Source organism: Morganella psychrotolerans (assembly GCF_001676055.1).
Taxonomy (GTDB): domain Bacteria; phylum Pseudomonadota; class Gammaproteobacteria; order Enterobacterales; family Enterobacteriaceae; genus Morganella; species Morganella psychrotolerans_B.
Genome location: NZ_LZEX01000034.1, coordinates 117,524 through 134,960 on the forward strand (window position 1 = coordinate 117,524; position 17,437 = coordinate 134,960).

At 42.6% G+C, this 17,437-nt stretch carries 15 protein-coding genes and 2 tRNA genes; 8 read left to right on the plus strand and 9 right to left on the minus strand.

Going from position 1 to position 17,437, the window contains the following annotated elements; all coding sequences use genetic code 11:
• The first annotated feature begins 56 nt into the window (after positions 1-56).
• Complete coding sequence (rcsC, locus tag AYY17_RS14395; RefSeq protein ID WP_082981407.1) at positions 57-2,903, plus strand: two-component system sensor histidine kinase RcsC; 2,847 nt, start codon at positions 57-59, stop codon at positions 2,901-2,903.
• A 75-nt stretch (positions 2,904-2,978) separates the two neighbouring features.
• On the opposite strand, the gene rcsB is transcribed toward rcsC, so the two are convergent.
• The gene (gene rcsB / locus AYY17_RS14400; RefSeq protein WP_067402162.1) at positions 2,979-3,629 is read right to left on the minus strand and encodes a response regulator transcription factor RcsB; all 651 of its coding nucleotides are present in this window, start codon (positions 3,627-3,629) and stop codon (positions 2,979-2,981) included.
• Positions 3,622-6,336, minus strand: a complete 2,715-nt coding sequence (gene rcsD, locus AYY17_RS14405) for a phosphotransferase RcsD (RefSeq protein WP_067424644.1) — start codon at positions 6,334-6,336, stop codon at positions 3,622-3,624. The genes rcsB and rcsD overlap by 8 nt, the downstream gene beginning before the upstream one ends.
• 208 nt (positions 6,337-6,544) lie before the next feature.
• On the opposite strand from rcsD, the gene AYY17_RS14410 reads away from it, so the two are divergent.
• From AYY17_RS14410 to AYY17_RS14420, 3 genes are all read left to right on the plus strand, one after another.
• Positions 6,545-6,632: transfer RNA gene (locus AYY17_RS14410), tRNA-Ser, on the plus strand.
• Positions 6,633-6,637: 5 nt separating this feature from the next.
• Positions 6,638-6,713 (plus strand) — tRNA-Thr (locus AYY17_RS14415).
• A 335-nt stretch (positions 6,714-7,048) separates the two neighbouring features.
• The gene (locus AYY17_RS14420; protein ID WP_067424645.1) at positions 7,049-7,405 is read left to right on the plus strand and encodes a hypothetical protein; all 357 of its coding nucleotides are present in this window, start codon (positions 7,049-7,051) and stop codon (positions 7,403-7,405) included.
• Positions 7,406-8,271: 866 nt separating this feature from the next.
• On the opposite strand, the gene AYY17_RS14425 is transcribed toward AYY17_RS14420, so the two are convergent.
• From AYY17_RS14425 to AYY17_RS14440, 4 genes are read right to left on the minus strand one after another with little or no spacing between them, the layout of a single operon-like run.
• Positions 8,272-9,222, minus strand: coding sequence for a Csu type fimbrial protein (locus AYY17_RS14425; protein WP_067424649.1), 951 nt, complete (start codon positions 9,220-9,222; stop codon positions 8,272-8,274).
• Entirely contained in the window at positions 9,213-11,528 is a 2,316-nt protein-coding gene (locus tag AYY17_RS14430) for a fimbria/pilus outer membrane usher protein (protein ID WP_067424651.1), read from the minus strand. The genes AYY17_RS14425 and AYY17_RS14430 overlap by 10 nt, the downstream gene beginning before the upstream one ends.
• Entirely contained in the window at positions 11,485-12,210 is a 726-nt protein-coding gene (locus AYY17_RS14435; RefSeq protein ID WP_067425085.1) for a fimbrial biogenesis chaperone, read from the minus strand. The genes AYY17_RS14430 and AYY17_RS14435 overlap by 44 nt, the downstream gene beginning before the upstream one ends.
• Before the next feature lie 57 nt (positions 12,211-12,267).
• The gene (locus tag AYY17_RS14440) at positions 12,268-12,741 is read right to left on the minus strand and encodes a Csu type fimbrial protein (protein WP_082981409.1); all 474 of its coding nucleotides are present in this window, start codon (positions 12,739-12,741) and stop codon (positions 12,268-12,270) included.
• Positions 12,742-13,674: 933 nt separating this feature from the next.
• Between AYY17_RS14440 and AYY17_RS14445 the strand changes: the two genes are divergently transcribed.
• The 3 genes from AYY17_RS14445 (at position 13,675) to AYY17_RS14455 (ending at position 15,207) form a co-directional block, all read left to right on the plus strand.
• Positions 13,675-13,965: a YidC/Oxa1 family membrane protein insertase gene (locus AYY17_RS14445; RefSeq protein WP_067406552.1), complete on the plus strand. Its 291-nt coding sequence runs from the start codon at positions 13,675-13,677 to the stop codon at positions 13,963-13,965.
• A 97-nt stretch (positions 13,966-14,062) separates the two neighbouring features.
• Positions 14,063-14,584, plus strand: a complete 522-nt coding sequence (locus AYY17_RS14450) for a hypothetical protein (RefSeq protein ID WP_235845398.1) — start codon at positions 14,063-14,065, stop codon at positions 14,582-14,584.
• Between the two features lie 32 nt (positions 14,585-14,616).
• Complete coding sequence (locus tag AYY17_RS14455; RefSeq protein WP_067424653.1) at positions 14,617-15,207, plus strand: DUF1287 domain-containing protein; 591 nt, start codon at positions 14,617-14,619, stop codon at positions 15,205-15,207.
• Between the two features lie 34 nt (positions 15,208-15,241).
• Here the strand turns inward: AYY17_RS14455 and osmB are convergent, their stop codons facing one another.
• Both osmB and AYY17_RS22385 read right to left on the minus strand, forming a co-directional pair.
• Entirely contained in the window at positions 15,242-15,463 is a 222-nt protein-coding gene (gene osmB, locus AYY17_RS14460; protein ID WP_067406550.1) for an osmotically-inducible lipoprotein OsmB, read from the minus strand.
• Between the two features lie 119 nt (positions 15,464-15,582).
• Positions 15,583-15,939: a hypothetical protein gene (locus tag AYY17_RS22385; protein WP_235845399.1), complete on the minus strand. Its 357-nt coding sequence runs from the start codon at positions 15,937-15,939 to the stop codon at positions 15,583-15,585.
• A 301-nt stretch (positions 15,940-16,240) separates the two neighbouring features.
• On the opposite strand from AYY17_RS22385, the gene AYY17_RS14470 reads away from it, so the two are divergent.
• The gene (locus AYY17_RS14470; RefSeq protein WP_067424654.1) at positions 16,241-16,468 is read left to right on the plus strand and encodes a hypothetical protein; all 228 of its coding nucleotides are present in this window, start codon (positions 16,241-16,243) and stop codon (positions 16,466-16,468) included.
• 2 nt (positions 16,469-16,470) lie between these two features.
• Here AYY17_RS14470 and AYY17_RS14475 read toward each other — a convergent pair whose 3' ends face one another.
• Positions 16,471-17,370, minus strand: a complete 900-nt coding sequence (locus AYY17_RS14475) for a helix-turn-helix domain-containing protein (RefSeq protein ID WP_067424657.1) — start codon at positions 17,368-17,370, stop codon at positions 16,471-16,473.
• Between the last annotated feature and the right edge of the window lie 67 nt (positions 17,371-17,437).

Consider the following 17,437-nt stretch of genomic DNA (forward strand, 5'->3'; position numbering starts at 1 on the left):
GGCATAACAGTCTGAAACTTTATGAATATTTAAGGTTCATTATTGGCGGAGCTCCTTTGAGATACTTTTCATCATTCCAGACATCACTAAAAATTTCGCGTTATCTGTTCCGGATCGTCGGTGTGATGTTATGGGGATTGGGCGCACTGGTTACCGTATTCTATTTACTGAATATTTATAACGGTATGCGTAATGATATCCGCCAGCAATATCTTTCAGATTATGATGCGTTATTAGCGTATTTCCGGCAGTCCGCAGATATTACGCGGGATATTCAGTATATGAATGAGCGGTTTGTTGAAGGTGAAAACGGACGGGTGGCAACATCCCCGTTAAAGCGCACAACGGATGGCTCGTTTATCGGGTATCAGCCACTGAATGCCAAAGCTGATTGTGGTGTATTCCGCACCGCAGCCGGTAATTATATTGTCGCGTTTAAAGATCTTCTTACCTATTGGCAGGATAACATTTCTGCTCCTCAGGGGCTGAACCAGGTTTTTCTGGTCGGCTCACAAACACTCTGCATGGTATCGTTCCCGATAAAAAATCTCTCCACTGATCCGGAAACGCTGCGCAGAATGGTGAATGATTATTCTCAGTATTATCTTAAACTGAAAAGTCAGGGAAAAGAGCGGACGATTTACTGGATTGCGCCGGGGAGCAATCAGGGAACGGGCAGTCTGTTTATTATGATGCCAATCTATTATGACGGACAGTTTATTGCCCTGATGGGAATTGAACGTAATCTGCAACTGGAAAATTACAATCGACTGCGTCAGTTCCCGGTCAATCTTCTGATTATGAATGAGCAGAATGAGAGGGTGTTATCGTATCCGAATGAGGTTAATACCCAAAAAAATAAAGACAGTTATCAGGTTGACGATAATTACTTCGGCTATGACGCAGAATTTACCCAGTTGATGCTCAAACGCAAACTGTCACCTTCCTCTTTTAATGTGATTTATACCACGCCGCTGAGTGCCATTTACGAAAAGCTGAAATTTCAGTTACTCAATGGCGCAATACTGAACATAATTTCCGCCATTTTTATCGGGCTGCTTACCTGGATTCTGGAACGGCGGATTTTTATGCCGGCGGAGAATAATGCTGTGCGTCTGGAAGAGCATGAGCAGTTCAACCATAAAATTGTGGCCTCCGCACCTGTCGGTATCTGTATTTTGCGGACCCAGGACGGCACAGCACTACTGAGTAATGAGCTGGCACATAATTACTGGCGGATGCTTTCTTTTGAGGATCGCAACCGTATCGGGCTTCTGATCAAAGAAAAACGCCAGGGTATGGAAGATATGGTGACCCGTAACGGAGGACATCTTCAGGTCAGTTTCGTGCATTCGCGCTATCAGAATGAGGAAGTGGCCATTTGTGTGCTGGTGGATATCAGTGCGCGTGTGCAATTGGAAAGCTCGTTACAGGAAGTGGCACAGGCGGCAGAGCAGGCGAACCAGTCCAAATCCATGTTCCTCGCGACCGTCAGCCATGAGCTGCGTACACCGCTGTACGGCATTATCGGTAATCTGGAGCTGTTGCAGTCAATGGCGCACTCTCAGGATGCGCAGCGCTTGCTGGGCACCATGAATAACTCCTCATCTCTGTTACTGAAAATTATCAGTGATATTCTTGATTTCTCTAAAATTGAGTCCAAACAGCTGAAAATTGAGACGAGAGAGTTTAATTTTCGCGAACATATCCATTTTGTTGTGGCGAACTATTTGCCGCTGGTGGCAAAAAAACATCTCTCACTGTACTGCTTTATGGAAAAAAATGTACCGGAACTGGTGTGTAACGACCCGGTTCGTATGCAGCAGGTGATCGCTAATCTGTTCAATAATGCAATTAAATATACACAGGTTGGTATGGTGTGCATTCATGTTTATGTACACGGTGACTATTTGCATGTGGATATTAAGGATACCGGCGGCGGTATAAGTGACGATGAACTGCGCCAGTTATTTGATCCCTTCTATCAGATTATACCGAACACGGACAGCCCGTCTCAGGGCACCGGGCTGGGGCTCCCTATCTGCGAGAAACTGATCTCACTGATGGATGGCGACATGATTGTGGAGTCACAGAAAGAAGTCGGCAGCCTGTTCGGGATCCGTTTTCCGCTTTATACCGCGTACCGGTCCGGCTGCTCTGATATTGAGCCACTGACATTCCCTCTGGTGTTTGAATTCAATAACCGTGTGCTGGCCGATTATATGCAGCGTACGTGGTCAGAGATTGCCCCGGTACTGCTCTGTATGAATGAGTGCGCGGATCTCTCACAGGCGGTGGTGATAACGGATAAGGTTACACCAGTGATGAAACAGGCGCGGCTGCTGATTGAACTTAATGCCTGTTATACCGATAAGCCTGTGCCGCAGGGCGGAAACCACTGGCTTCATAATACCCATCAGCTTGACGGTCTGTATGAATTTATTGCTGACCGGCTGGATAACCGTAAAGAAGAGCCCGATGATATGCCGCCGCCGGCGTTGGCGGATAATCAGCAGGCAAATTATGTCCGTATCCTGATTGTGGATGACCATCCGATCAACCGCCATCTGCTTTCAGATCAACTGCATCTGTTTGGCTTCCATACGGCAACGGCGGATGACGGGCTGGATGCCCTGAATTTCCTGGAAACACATGAAGTGGATATCATTTTGTCGGATGTTAATATGCCGAATATGAATGGCTATGATTTGACACGGGCATTGCGCGGGAAGGGCGTAGTGGTGCCGGTTATCGGTATCACAGCGAATGCGATGGCAGAAGAGCGTGAGCGCTGTCTGGCTGCCGGTATGAATGATTGTCTCTCCAAACCGGTATCAATGCAGTCACTGCGAACTATGATGCAGAAATATGTACAGGAGATTACGCCGGTAAAACCGGTGTAACAGGGTGTGATAATATATAAAAAAAACCGCCATTCACTGAACGGCGGTTTTGCATTAACAACCGGTACGGTTACACTATACGTCTCTGTGGCTGTCAATGGTGACAGACGAAAGATAGTTCAGCAGAGCGATGTCATTATCAACACCCAGTTTCAGCATGGCAGATTTTTTCTGACTGCTGATGGTTTTGATACTGCGGTTAAGTTTACGCGCAATCTCAGTAACCAGATGGCCTTCAGCAAATAACCGCAGGACCTCGCTCTCTTTTGGTGACAGACGTTTATCACCATAACCGTTGGCATTTACTTTCTCCAGCAGTTTGGCAACACTTTCAGGTGTAAATTTCTTCCCCTTCTGTAATGAAGCCAGTGCTTTCGGCAGATCAGCCGGGGCGCCCTGTTTCAGTACGATCCCTTCGATATCAAGTTCCAGTACGGCACTGAGTATCGCCGGGTTATTGTTCATGGTAAGAACAATAATGGCCAGGTCAGGATAATGGCGCTTGATATACTTAATCAGCGTAATACCATCACCGTATTTATCTCCCGGCATGGAGAGGTCAGTTATCAGAACATCCGCATCAAGACGAGATAAGTTATTGATAAGTGAAGTTGAATCTTCAAATTCACCAACAACAGTTACTGTCTCCAGTTGTTCCAGGGATTTCTTAATCCCAAAAATAACAATGGGATGATCATCAGCGATAATAACATTCAGGTTATTCATACTCGTGGTTACCTTGCTGCAGCAATTCAATGACAATGGCATCGATTTCACGGATACCTTCATCAATTTTAATTTTGTTTTTGTCTGCGATATATTGTTCTATATCTTCACACCGTGTTTTCAGATAATCAAAGTCAAGCACAGCAAAGACTCCTTTAACCCGATGTACTGTCAGCGCCAGTGGCTGCAATTCACTTAATTCCGCTTCGGTGTACATCTTATTTATATCAGGAGGTACTGTGGTGGCAAACAAATCGTTATACGTACTTTGTGCCAATTGGTTTTTATATAAAGCAACAACTTCCCCCACGGAAAGTGCGCTTGTATTAATACCCGAATCTCCGGGTAAGAATCTATCATCAAACTCGTCTGAAGTTAAGCTTTGTTCGATGAGTAATGTAATTGCGTTCAGAATCTCATCATTGAAATTATAATTACATTCCACAAGAGAGGGTGTAATCATTTTATGTTCAACAACATCATTACGTAAAAATAATATTGGCTTTCTCGCTTTTTTATCAAAATCCGTTATCAGTATATCGTATTCATCTTGCAATAATGCGCGATTTTTATCAAATAAAATTCCGCCATTTTCACTTATAATTGCATTAATTATTTCCCGGATACTCGGATTGATGATATTAAGCTTGAAAAGAGTATCTTCCAGAATACCGGATGGCTCACCACGTGATTCTGTTGCAGGCAGCGGCAGCTCTACAACGTAGTGGGTGCCGATATCCGGTTTACTGTCTATCTTCAATTTGCCTTTAAGTTTCTTACATAACAGGTCACATAAATAAAATGCCAGACCTGAATTAGGACGATTCTCTGTTTCTGCTACCTGACACATAAAAGGATCATAGCGATTAACAAGATCAGAAGAAGGCAGACCAGAACCGCTGGCAATTATCTCAAACTTGATATTATTATGTTCATCCTTAAATATATTCCTAAGGCGAACAACTAATTTCCCATATTTTAAATTACTGACTGCGTAATTGAGCAGTAATAAAATAATTTTACTTATTATCGGACCATCACCAATATAATTTAGCTGCCTGTTTATCCCGTTATGAAAATAAAGAGGTATCCCTTTGTCATTAATTTGCCGTAAAAACTGCTTCAGAATATCTTCAATGGTTGTTGATAACAAGAATTCATCATTTGTTGGTTTCCAGTCATCAGTTTCGAGATCAGCCAGTAAAATAATATTTTCAATCCATTCACTGAGGTAGCCGGATTCGGTCGTCACCTTATGCATCAGTTGTTTGCCGGTATTGTCGGTGACATACATTTGCAGTGCGTGCAGATCATTACCGAGTTGCTTAACCGGTATAGCCAGTTCAGACTTAATATTTTTCAGCACCGAGTGGCGTGCTTTAATACTTTTATTATATTCACGGTCAGATAATTGCAGACGCCGGGCCGTTAATGCTTCCTGATCTTTATCCTGGAACAAGATCAGATAGGTATCATTCATACTGCGGACAGGGTTCATACTGACTTCATAGACGACATTATCAATGGTGGTCTGGATCCGTCCCTGATGCTCGCGGGCCATATCACGGGTTTTACTTAAATCACTTAATGCCAGCAATTGATTGGCAATCGTGTTACTTATCAGCCGTTTATTGGTTGCAAAATCATAAATTGCAAGACCCAGAGGCAGTTGAGCGACGATTTCATTGGTCATCGCCTCACTATTTTTTGCCTGACGGATTAATGAATTCAGCGGAGAAATGAATCGCTTGCGGATATAAATAAGACCGCCGACCGATAACATGCTGAAAAGCAGAATTGAAATTAACAACCATATATTGGCTGCAAGCATCTCTTCAGCCAGTGCGAGCAGGGAAAGCTGATAGATAACCTGATACGGCATATCACTGAGTCGGTAGCTTAGTTGCAGTGACAGCCCGTTAATACTGATTTGCACCGGACTTGTCCGGTTGCTGACGACATTTGATTGCGCAGGGACCAGCGCCAGGTTTGCGAGATCGAGGTTATCAGGCATCAAGGTATTAATTGGTAAATCGAATGCTACCACACTGGTTAATTGACCAGGATTATTAAACATCGCTCTGTATGTGTAGTAATAAGTCGATTCAGTGCGAAGCTTAGTAAATGACGACAATGTTTCCCGTTCATCCAGCGCTGTTGAATCCGCCAGCATTTCTGTGCGTTTTTCATCAGCACTGAGTGTCAGATAGCTTTCGCGGTAGCGTAATTCCGGACGCAGAGCAGAGTGAGACGTGACCAGAAGCAGGCTGTTGTCCAGTCCGTTAAGGTAATACATTGAATTGAACTGATTATTTCCGCCCCATAAAATTGTCAGATAATCAGAAAATCGTCTGGCAATTGAATAAGTTTCGTCATCGGTCCGCCCGAATAAAATAGCATCAACAATCGGTACACGGCTGTCAATCCAGTAAATATCGTTCAGGATCTTATGCGGAGGAACGAGTTCAGGCCGTTTTTCAGTATCTGCGGCATTAGCGAGCCGGAACAGCTCAACTGACTGATATCTGTATGTTTCAACCTGATGTTCTATCCGGTTGCTGAAACTGAGTAATGCGCCTTTTTTGCTTCCCAGCCAGGCATCGTAGTAGTTATATCCATATAAGAAGAGAGATAAAACTAACAGCGAAACAAATGATGCATAAAAGCCGGGTATCGTATAAGGCTTGGAATTTGAATGTCTGTACATATTTTCCGTTACAACCTTATTAGTAAGTACTTGACTGAAAATCCACCGGGAATTGATTCTAGCATACTAATTACCGGCACAATAATAGCTGTAATCAGCCACAGACAAGGCGGAATGCCTGAATGTTGAGCAGACAGACAAAAAAAATGATTTTTTTTGCTTACAGGGGTAGACAGGTTCCTCATTTTTCAGGATAATCGCGCCCCATGGAAGGATGGCCGAGTGGCTTAAGGCAGCGGTCTTGAAAACCGCCGACGGGAGACCGTCCTAGAGTTCGAATCTCTATCCTTCCACCAAATTAGCCGGCTTAGCTCAGTTGGTAGAGCAACTGACTTGTAATCAGTAGGTCACCAGTTCGACTCCGGTAGCCGGCACCATATAAAACCCGTTAACTCTCAACCAGTTAGCGGGTTTTTTCTTTCTATATAACGCATACCTAAACCGCCTTTATCAGTGCGCGTGCCAATATCGTGTCATTAATTCCCATCCTCCCATTTCCTGTAATGCTGTCAGACCGATTCTCAGCTTTGCTATGCACGAAAACATATCCAGCGTGCCTGCCTGACGATGATCTGATTAAGAGTAAGCGTGGTTGGTAAGCAAAAATAGAGCGTGACCACATAGCGATATTCTCAATGTTTCGGTTCTTTCCTAACACACATCAGTTAGTTGTGGCTTAGTATCATGGTTTTAAAGCTAAATGGTGGTATGTATGAAAAAATTATTGTTAGTGTCGGTTGCAGCCTTATTCGCCTTTGGTGCATACGCCGGAGAAGGGAAGGGGTACACTCAGGAACAACTACATAAAATGATTGAATCCGGAAAATATCCGGCGGTTACTGAATACAAAGAAACTGGCGGTGGTGATGTTGCTGATATCAAATCCTGTAAGGACAGGATATTGAGCCGTGCGGCTAATTTTTCAGAATACCCCATCACAGTTGAACGTGATGTTGAAAATGAAGTCTATGAATCAACCGTATGGATGCAATTGACGGCACAAAAAGTTATTTGTGAGATTAAAGATGGTAACGCAAGAGGGACACAGTTGGATGCATCGTATAAGTAAACAAGATAGTTTATCAGGTATAGATGATAAAATTCAGTGTGCCACTACCCTGAAAGGGTTTTTAAAATACCTTTGAGATTGGATTTGTGGAGACAGATGTCATCTGCCAATTAGCCGCCTATCAGGTAATGACTCTGAATCCATATCGGAAAATAAAGGGAAAATACGCACCCAAGAATATGCAATATATTGAACCATATTAAAAAAAATACGAATCTCTTTTTATGTTTGCTTTTTTCACAAAGGTACGGTTTGAACAATCCAGTGCTGATTAAGATGCATCCATGTCTCTTTGCTACTGCATTTAGCGCATACCAAAAATAAGCAAAACTGATAAACGATAAAATACCGAATATCCAAAGAGTATATACTCCCATATCAACACCTCGGCTTTTTCTATATGGTACCAGAATCGGGTGTTATGAATAATATTACTGTGTCTACCGTAAATGCCATGCAGTCGAAAAATTAAGGTCATAACACGGGACTGCAGCATAGTCCGGTTTATCGACAAAATGTCTGAGAGTTACCGGATATTATTTGAAGTATCTCATCACCTGAGTCCCGGTGGTTGTGGCATCCGGTGAGTAAATTGAGTGTAGTAATTAAAAATAACATGGAGAGGTTGATATATGATTTACTTAATTGTTTTATTTTCACTGATGCTTCCGATGCCCTTTGACCCGACTGTGATTATCAGGTTTTCAGATGTATATTTTTGAGTTTATTACTGATGAGTCTGTGTAAAAAAACACCGTATTATAAAGACAGAGTAATCACAAATGCAGGCACAGGCAGTTATTCTGACCGGTCAGCAACACGAGTGCGGATCTCCCCGGCTGTTTTTTATATTCCGAAAATCATGTTCAATAAAACAGCGTCACCACGACAGTATCAGTATAATTCCCTGATACCGGCCAGTCCTGCGGCGGAATAGCACCATGCACTGTGACACTCTGGCTGTTTCCATTGTCAGACACCATACTTACTGTATTGGTATGAATAGTATCACCCCATGGTGCTGAATTTGCCGCGTCCTGATAAAGCTGATAGCTGACACAATTCCCCTGGTTACAAAGCTGCCGGCTGTTATCTTTATAATGCAATCCCGGGCCTAATCCCAGATAAAACGATGTGTTAACAGGGCACCTGGCTGTAATTTTGGCTGTTGTTTTGGATGATAATTTTTTTCCGCTGACCGGTGACAATGTGCCGAAATTCATATCACTGACACTGTCTATCTGGCATCCTTGTCTTATTTCTGTGCTGGCAGATGACTGAACGGTCCGTAAATTTGTTTCCGGCATTGCGCTGCAATTGGGTAATTGTGCCTGTTTTTCTGCTGCCATAAACTTAATTACAGTAGAAAACCCATAGTTGTAATAAGACGCTGCCACCAGTGATGTCTGGTTCGGCATTATTTTTGCTGACAGATTAAAATAGGCTTCTTTAGTGGATGCTGTCGGGAGAACATAATCAATTTGTGCGTATTGTTGTGTCGAACGACTCAACGGAACACTCTGATCATTAAGCGGATAAAGATTAAAATAAAGCGCATTTACCGGATAGCTGTTTGTCCGCATGGCTAACGGTGCCTCATCCTGTAAACGCAGGCAGGCGCGGATATACCGTGTCGAGCTTTCATAGTTATTACAGGTGAAAATAATTCTTCCGGTTGTTGAATTAGCCTGCCCCTGGGTACTGCTACCAAAATTAAATGCGGTGCCGCTTCCGTTCCAGCAATTACTGCTTGCAAATGCAGCCGAAGATAAAGAAAACAGGCCAATGAAAATCAAATATTTATTATTTACAAGCATATCGCATTTTCCTCAGTAACAGCTGCTGTGCTCTGTTTTATGTCCGGTATCTGAATATGGCATTGGCCTTCCGGCCAGGCGACATTGACTGTTTCTCCGGGTGTCCATGTTTCCAGGTAAATCCGGCTGTCATACCCGACAATTGTTTTTTGTGTTTTATCTTCAGTTGTTACTTTTGCTGCAAAGGGTATCGGTTGCCCGCTTTTTTGTGTTAATTTCAGCAGCAATGCCCGTGTTTGGTATAGATTAAAGGTTACTCTGGTTCCGCTGCCATCTCTTAATATCACGCTTTTTTCAGTGTCTCTGATACGATAATCGGCAGGAAGTGACAAAGCATTAATTCTTATTTTTTGTGGTTCATAGCCGTACAGGTCATTAAGCAGTAAAAATCCGTTTTCATCTGTTTTTCCTACCTCAACATTTTGCAGATAGACCGGGATTTCCGGTATTCCGGATGTATCTGCAATTGCGAATGCATTTCCCAGCGTCCGCATAAAATAAAATTGACCATCCAGAAGACCGATGGCTCCGTTACTGCCGGCAAACCAGCTGTTCTCGTTGTTGCTGCGATTATAGCCAAGCTGCCATTCATTTATCTCATTACGGCGGCTGATATCGGCATGAAGATTATTATTATGACCTGCCCGGGATGACATTCCCCATCCCCAACCGGTTTTGTCCGGCACCAGACTTTTCTGGTATTGAATTTGCTGGTTAACACGATGATCTTCATAGCTGGTCTGAAGTGATACATAATGTTCAGAAGATAAAGGAACATTAAGCATAAAATATAAGGCATGATCATTCTGATTTGCCAGTTCTTTTGTTGCATTGACTGATAATGTAAATGAATTATCCCATGTCCGTGTCCAGGATATATTCGCATATTGGACTTTTGCAGATTGGTATTGTCTGGTTACCCATCCGCTGCCGAGTGTTCCTATGCTGTCAAATGCCTGGCTGATAAATATACTGTCAGATGTTTTCGGTAGTGTATTGCCTGCCATTACCGAGATATCAGCATAATTACCGCTGAATTGCTGGTGATCTGCCGATATATTGAACTGGGGATTATTCCATTGCCAACCGGCTCCCCATTGTGACCCGTTATTATTCCGGTACCGGCTTAATCCGGCATCAACCCGGAATACGCCAAGGTCAGGTGAGATAAGCCAGTGATAACCGGCTCCTGTATTCTGAAGTGAACTGTTTACTTCGCTGTGTGCGGAGAGTGTGATTTTATTATTTAATCCGTAGCGTCCGTCACCGACAACCATTAACCGGGGGTTGTAACTGAAGGAGCGGTCACTGTAATCATCACGCAGCCAGCCGGTACTGATATCCCAGGTATACAGCCCCGGGGATAATAATTGATTAGTATTATAAAGAGATAAGTCAATTCTTTGTTGCTGTCCGTTAATGTCGGTAATGACAAGCTGTGCATTACCTGCACCGGAGAAATAGGGAGCGGTATTTAATGTGAATTGGCCGGGTTCAATCCGTTGTGTGCTATTTTTCATACCTCCGATATATAAATCAACTGTCGAGGGTAATACGGCAGTGCTGCTGTAAATAGGCTGTGATGCAGTATTAAAATTAGGCTGAACTGTATAATTATGTGAAAACCGGATACCACCGAACCGGACTCTGTTTGTTCCGGATTGTCCGCCGGTAATACTGTCTCCGAGAGTCAGTACATTTAAAGAATCAACATTACTGTATGTCCAGGATGTCATCAGCCGGGTAAAGGTATTATCTGTTATGTCATTTGTGCGGGAAATGCGGGTATTAAATGATGATGAAAAATTTCCCTGACCATAACCAAATGCCCGCAGTTCAGTATAAGCACTGGCGCTGTCCGTGTATTTATCCTGACTGGCAAACAGGTCATAGTTAATAACCCCGCCTTTAATTGCCGGCGCTATCTGATCCTCTTTCAGTAAAAAACCCTGTTCCGCAGAGGATTTATTTTGATGTCCGGTAAGCCGGTTGCTTTCAGCTGTGATAGAAAGGGATTGAGTCAGCGGGTCATAATTAAATGTCAATCCGGGTTGTGGCGTTAGTTTTATCCAGCCATCTTGTTTGAATAATGTTTCAGTGTCTAAGTTCAGAGACTGGCTCTCTTCCTCTGACAGCCAAAAAATATCACCTTCTTTTTTTACGGGAACCAAATCAGGTATTTCCCGTTTATTAACTGAAACATCAAGATAAAGTAGTTCTGTTGCAGATGCAGCGAATGCACCTGCTGTATATAAAGCAGCGCTAATCAGAATGAATGACGAAATTCTGAGGTTCTGAATGTTCATTAATAGTCACTTTCAGTGTCTGTCCGGATGGCAGGTTGCCCGGTATAGGCCATTGCATCTGACTGTTTGCCAGCACGTATCCCAGCAAGCCTTTATTTATAATCTGTTCTTTTCCGTTATTGATAATCGCAACATCACTTAATTTTATGTGTTGGGCATTACTATTACGAACCTGAAGTGTTGCCGGTTGTGTGTGGCGATTAATACGGATCTCAATTTTATGATTATCAAGAGATTCTTCAGGTGTACTAATAAATACAGGCAATGAATAACGAAGTAAAAAATTGACCGCACCGTCACTTTTCGGTGCGTCATTTCCCGGTAATTCATCAATTACAAGGCGGTACGACTGTTCCGTTCCTGCTGTTTTCGGACCCGGAATAATGATACGGATTAACTGTTGTTGTCCGGGCGGAATATCCGTAATCGGCGGACTGACAATAATATTTTTTGTTTCCGAAAGTTTATTCTTATCGTTTTGTTGTTCCCAGAGGAATATCCGGATCTGAGCATTAATAGCGGTACTGCCGGCGTTAGAAACATAAACGGCTTTAACTTTCTCTTCTTGTGAAAAATCGATATTGACAGGGTAAACCTGCAACGTTGCCGCATCAGCAGATAAAGAGATCAATAAAGCAAGGGTAAGAGATATCTTCAATCTTTTACATATTGATTTAAACATAAAATAAGCCGGTATAAGGTGAAAAGGAGTCATAAAGACTCCTTGCGTTTTGTGTGATCAATAATCAACTAAAATAGAAACCGTATCTTTATAAACACCAGCCGGAGCCTGTTTCAGTGTATTTGCTGCAATTTTACCGTAGATTTTTACTTGTTGGGCAGAGCCGGTACCGGTTTCTGCTGTTCCGGTTGTCATCGGAATTTTGCCTGCCTGGTCGGTATATAAAGCGTAAGAGACTTTATTACCGCTATTGTCTTCCAGCATGTACTCATCTGCAGCATCTGCTGTTAATTTATAGTTAGTTCCCTGGGTACAGGTCACGGAGGCGGTAGCATCCGTGGTTTGTTCCCCGGCATTACTGAACTGGCTGCCGAAATTCATATCACTGACAGAAACCGTGCAGGCTTTTAGTACAGTGAGATAAACATTCATATTTGCACTAACTTTCTCTGATGTAATCGTACTGGCAAAAGTAGTAGCGGATGCACATAACATCACGGCTAAACCTAAAGATTTAATTGTTTTTGACACGGATTTACCTTAATGGAAAAAACTCTTTTTATTTATATAATTATCATTTTTATGCAGTTGTCGTTTTCTGTAATCTGAAATTAACATATGCAGCAGACAATTCCTGATTTTTCAACAAACAGGAGGTTTACAGATACTTCCTATTTTTTATATTTTAAAATAATCGTATAGAAGATCAATAGGTGTGGGGTTTAATTTTAGTGTATCGGTAATATACGAAGTATTATGCTGTATATTGAATTAAAAACCATTTAAGTATTTATAAAATTCGAGTATCTTTTCTTGTTCATGATTAGCTGCTGAAACATTAAAATAGCTGCTGTCTGCTACGTATTAGCCCTGCGGGTAATAATAACTATTTACCGGTTGCAAATAAGTTAAATAACGTTAATAACAATGGGGCGTGGCCTGTATCAGGTAATTTCACCTGAATTATAATGTTAAGAAAAAGTAATATTCTTGTCGCGACAAAATGATACGTTAATATCATAAGAGCATCGGTAAGCATTTACCGGTATTGTGTAAAAAAAACAGACTGTGCGCCAATCAGTTAATTGTGTTGGTGTGATTAATCCCGGGGCAGAGTACAGGGAATAACAGATCAGATTTCGGTATTATCTGAAAATAGTCTGAATCCGTCACAGACAAAAATATCACCTATTATAATGCATTTTATCTGATATCATCTGGCAGTGAATGTCATATAAAATATAGTGTTATGAATATAATGTGAGTATTACGCCGACTGAGATTTTTCTTCTTATAAAGAATATTTACATCCGATAAGGTAAGTAAGTGTCACTGGTAATGGGAATATCAGAGTGGATAAACGGTTGTTCATCATTACTTTCCGGACTGTAAGCGACGGGAACAACGCCACCGGTAAAGCGCTATAATCATGATTCAGTTTATTTCAGATAGGGACGATACGTTATGACTGATAACCACGATATGCCGGATTACTCAGAATTGAATTATGAGGCCATCTCACAGTGCAATATAATTAAAGATAAGCTATTGGCCGCGTTGGAAAAAAGAAATAAAGAAATGCAGCGTTTGCGTATAAAAGCGCAGGAGATCCAGCGTGATTACCCCGGGGATTTGAAAAGGCTCCAGGCACATATGCGGGAAATGAAAGATTCTAATAACGAAGTTATGTCTCTGGTCAGAGAATACAATGTGTGGGCTGAAAAAGCGGGCCAGGAAAAATTGGTATTAGAATGAATCCGGCCATATGTTAATAAATAAAAATATATCCTGTCATTTTTTTGCCTCTGTCTTATTTTTTATTGTTCTGTTTTTTCCCGCTTTTATTAAGCAGGTGGCAGAAGGTAAAAACCCGGACAGCAGCAGAATTAACTTTTTGTCAGCAGAATCGGCTGATGAATTTTTCCGGGTACTCAGTTCACAAACAGTGACTGACCGGGCCGCTATATTAAGCAGGCTACCGGATGAAGCTGTCATGCAATACGCGGATAACCGTCTGGCACTGTTTAATCAAACGCTGGCTGATGATCCGAGCGGCGGGCTTTGTTTTCGTGGCATCTATCCTGAAAACCCCGAAATATACATTTCGCTGGTACAGATAAAACCATTTATGGTACAAAAACCGGTTTCGGGATTATCTGCGGCAGAGACAGATGCATTATATATCGGGATTTTTCTCAGGCTCCGTCACACTTATGGCGATCTGATTGATGAAAAAGACGGGGATATCACAGAAAAAGACGCTATATTGACCTGTGAAATAAAATCAGCGCTTTACCAGAGTGTTTTGCAGTTAGAGTCACACGAAGGTGCAGGATTACTGCGTTATTTATGGGTAAGCGAGGGTATGTTTTAATTTCCTCCGGCAACTGAACAGGAGTCATATTAATGCGCAGACGTGTGACGGGGGTATTATTTGGCATGTTGTTGTCCGTTATTGTACCGGCTGCCCATAGTGCGGATAAATTGAGCCGGGCAGCTCAGCAGTTGGATAGTCTGGTACTTTATGATGCTGCCTATGAAAAAATTCCGTATCCCGGTGGTGATGTATCACCCCGCAGGGGCGTTTGTTCAGATGTGGTGATCCGCAGTTACCGGAAAATCGGTATTGATCTGCAACGGGAAGTCCATGAGGATATGAAAGCAAATTTCTCTCTTTATCCGAGCAAAAAATTGTGGGGATTAACCCGGACTGATACCAATATCGATCACCGGCGGGTACCTAATCTGGCTGTTTTTTTCAGCCGTAAAGGAGAGAGCAAACCTGTTACACAGCAGGCCGCAGACTATGTTCCCGGTGATATTGTAACCTGGCAACTGGATAACGGACGCCCGCATATCGGTATTGTGATTGATAAAAAATCGCTGCTCAGCGGGCGACCGCTGGTTATGCATAATATTGGCGGCGGGCAGGTCAGTGAGGATGTGCTGTTTGACTGGAAAATAACGGGACATTACCGTTATACAAAAGCCCTGTAAGGCAGGGAGCCGGCGTGATGCCGGCTCCGGTAAATTATTTTTTCCCCGTCTGGCGGCCGATAAGTCCGCCGATTGCCGCACCACCAACAGTACCCAATGCACTGCCATCAGTTAAGATAGCGCCACCAACAGCACCGACACCCGCACCAATTGCGGTATGCCTGTCCCGTTTCGACATATTGGAACAGCCGGCAACAGCAAGCAACAGAACGGCAGATAAAACCACCGTGCTTACTCTTTTGATATTCGTATTCATATTATAAACTCCTGAACAAAAGGCGTATGACAACATAGTTCTGTTTCGCATACATCAGTATCAGAATAATCGGGAAAATACGTGAAAACACCGCAATGATCACCGATGTTTTACCTGATTCAGGTTACTGCTGTTTTAAATGATAAGTGGCAATATAAAATACTGTAAGTTGAGTTTATCGCATTATACAGATTCTCTACCTTTGCATTATGTTCAGTAATGGCTCGCTCACCGGATAATCCGGAGTCGCTGGTGGTTACTGCGGCAAAATGATGAGTCGGCAGCAGTGAAAGTTGCGCATTATCTTTCAGCAGATACCAGGGAGATGCCGGCGGAGAAGGCATTATTTCATGTTTGCGCAGCCGCCAGCCGCCCAGCATCTGTTTATCTGTCAGTTCTTTTAACAGGGGCAGAAGTTCCTCTTCTGCGTCACACTGAATATGTGCGACAGCAATGTGCTCTGCATGTGATGTCATCCTTATCCTCCGTGAAATCAGCAGATACCTTAATTTATAATAACCCGATCCCGGACAAAAGACAGGGCGGATATATACCCAACGTCATTCAAGTTGCAGGCAGGCGGTAAGTGAAACCAGACGGTGAGCATAGGTAAACTATGTGACCCGGCTGGTTTCACGCGGCCAACGAACCTGCGGTTTGAATGAATAAGGGTATAAATGGGTAATTCCGAATTTTGTTATTATCAGGCAGTGATCAGAATAATAGCCGGATGAATAAGATAAAGTACGTTCATTATGACAAAGGAAGGGCTGTGTTATGGAAAACTACGTATATCTGACTGGTTTGGTTATGATAGTCTCACTGAGTATCTATATTTTTTTAAGCCGGAAAATACCGTCCGGCAGAAAAATGGTATATGGATTTGTGCTGTTTACCTTTATTCTTGGATTTAATGATACATATAGTGAGCGGCAGGAGAACGCTGAACATAATGTATCATCACAGGATAACCGTGAAGGTGTGTCACTGGCGGATAATAAATAATATTATCTTGCCGGGTTATCCGATATTACCGGAATATAATAGTGCAGTGTGTGGATCATGGATTTGAGTTCTGCACGGGCATTTTCAGATTTTTTATCTGTTAACAGGTATTCTTCAATATCCGGGTGGTCGGGATGTCGGATAATACTCATTTCAGACATAACGTTATTGTAGATATCATAGATAATATCCTGAAAATCAATATCTGAAAAATCACCGGAAAATATTATCTTCAGGTAATGTACACGGGCAGGTTCATAAACAGTGTCCTGTGGTGTTGTATTTGTCAACCAGTGAGTTTCTGCCATTGTGGTATAACACATTGAAAATGTATCACCGGCTGATTTATTCACACCATGTGTTGCGTATACAACATCAGGCAAAACAGGAAGCCGCTGTAAAAATAATGACCAGTATTGCTGGCGTAATACGGGCGTATTCAGATTCCAGGTATCAGATGCCGCCTGATATATATGTGATGTACCGGTTAATATCGTTTGCGGCAGCATCGTTATTTCCAGTGATGAGTGCAGTTTATCAACATAACGTTTTGGCAGAACAAAACCACCGGGGTGCCAGCCATGTTTCTTCCGGTAACCGGATGGTGTAATACCAAAATGCTGTTTAAAGGCACGACAAAATGTTTGTTGCGAATCGAACCGGTATTTTAATGATAAGTGCATCAGGTTGAGTGGCAGTAATCGCAAGGCAATTGCCGCACAGGACAAGCGGCGGGCCCGGACATAACATGCCAGGGTGTAGCCGGTTTGTTGTTTAAACAAACGCTGAAAATGCCATTTTGAATAACCGGCTTTCTGTGCCACGGCCTCTAATGAGAGATCTGATTCCAGATTACTTTCTATCCAGCCAAGAATATCGTCAACAACGCGCTCATTAAACATAATTTTTCCGGTAGGTTTTTACCTGTGGCATTATATCCGCCTCAGCACTGAATCACAGTTGATTTAC